Annotated in this window: 2 protein-coding genes; both read left to right on the top strand. The window is 41.3% G+C overall.

The genetic code is table 11. The annotated features are described in order from the left end of the window. The first annotated feature begins 27 nt into the window (after positions 1-27). The gene (locus RM529_RS17490) at positions 28-312 is read left to right on the top strand and encodes a helix-turn-helix domain-containing protein (protein WP_047550478.1); all 285 of its coding nucleotides are present in this window, start codon (positions 28-30) and stop codon (positions 310-312) included. Between the two features lie 3 nt (positions 313-315). Then, positions 316-1029: hypothetical protein (locus RM529_RS17485; protein WP_311486018.1), on the top strand; the 714-nt coding region annotated here is incomplete at its 3' end.

Raw genomic sequence — 1029 nt, 5'->3', positions numbered from 1 at the left:
GTCCCTTTCCATTAAAACCGTTCTATTATGCCGACAAGTATTATTACCACAGACGACCTTCGGGAATTCAAAATGGAATTGCTCGATGACATCAAACAATTATTGACCAGACAAGCCAGCGGAAAGCTCAAAAAATACCTCAAATCTTCTGAGGTTATGGATTTGCTTCAGGTAAGTCCTGGCACATTGCAAAACCTTCGTATCAATGGCACATTGCCATACACTAAAGTTGGTGGTATCATTTATTACGACACCGAGGAAATTCAAAAAGTTATGGATGCCAACCGTGTGCACCACGGTCTAAACTCTTAAGCGATGAACTATATAAAGCTACTTAATGCGGCTTTTGAGAAGTTCTATTTTGATGACCGCCTTAATCCAACGCATATCAGCCTGTATATGGCGCTGTTCCAAGAATGGAACAGTTGCCGCTTTATGGATGAATTCTATGTGAACAGACGAGATGTAATGCGTTGTGCAAAGATAGGTTCAAAGTCCACTTACCATAGATGTATCGTGGAATTGGATTCGTGGCAATACCTCTCTTATTTTCCTTCTAACAATCCATACAAAGGCAGCAAAATTAAGATGGCCATTATTGGGACAAGTGATGAACCAGTTGTGGGACAGTACAATCCCATATTAGAACAACTTGCGGAACAGTACCATCCCAGAGGTGTACCGCTTGAGGGACACCACCATCCCAAAAATGGACAGGTTGTGAACCTACACCGTCCCATAGGTGGACAAGCATTGGTATCTGAAACAAACAATATCAAACAAGAAAACTATATAAAACAGCCAAAGGGCTGGCAGGCCGTTTTTGTTTTTTTTGAAGAAAAAGGTTTTGATGCTGATGAAGCAAAAAAATTCTTTGAGCATTACCAAACCCGAAATTGGCAAACTGGCGATGGAAAGGAAATTCGAGATTGGCGCGCCGTAGCCATCAACTGGATGGACAGAACCGAAATATTTGACGAGGAAAACAAACCAAACAAAAAACAAGCGTCCCAAATCAAGGACAACTTA

It is taken from the genome of Autumnicola edwardsiae, from assembly GCF_031846505.1.
Taxonomy (GTDB): domain Bacteria; phylum Bacteroidota; class Bacteroidia; order Flavobacteriales; family Flavobacteriaceae; genus Autumnicola; species Autumnicola edwardsiae.
The sequence above is the reverse complement of the archived record's forward strand: the minus strand, read 5'-3'. Positions and strand labels throughout refer to the sequence as shown.

Excerpts from the sequence above, each read along its gene's own strand:
- RM529_RS17490 (WP_047550478.1), top strand. The coding sequence starts at position 28 with ATGCCGACAAGTATTATTACCACAGACGACCTTCGGGAATTCAAAATG.